This is a genomic window from Peribacillus muralis (assembly GCF_001439925.1).
In the GTDB taxonomy this organism is placed as follows: Bacteria; Bacillota; Bacilli; order Bacillales; family DSM-1321; genus Peribacillus; species Peribacillus muralis.
In genome coordinates, this window is the sequence record NZ_LMBV01000089.1 from 1 (window position 1) to 290 (window position 290).

Here is a 290-nt window from a genome sequence, read left to right on the forward strand (position 1 = left end):
TTGGAAAAGCTATTCAAAGGAAAAGATATCGACCTTGCCATTGCAAAAGTGGATTCTTTCTCCGTCGATAAAAAAGAAGTGAAGCTTTCCAATGGTTCCACGTTATCTTATGATGCCCTCGTTGTCGCTCTAGGAAGCCAAACAGGATTCTTCGGGATTCCAGGACTTGAGGAAAACAGCATGGTCTTGAAATCTGTGAAGGATGCGAACCAAATATACAAGCATATCGAAGATCGCATTCGTGAATATGCCCAAACGAAAAATGAAGCCGATGCGACCATCGTCATCGG

The 290-nt window shown here is 43.1% G+C and carries 1 protein-coding gene; it reads left to right on the top strand.

Features of this window, described 5'->3' with window-relative positions:
• On the top strand, window positions 1-290 hold a 290-nt coding region (locus tag ASU00_RS24200; RefSeq protein ID WP_161809790.1), incomplete at both ends, for an FAD-dependent oxidoreductase.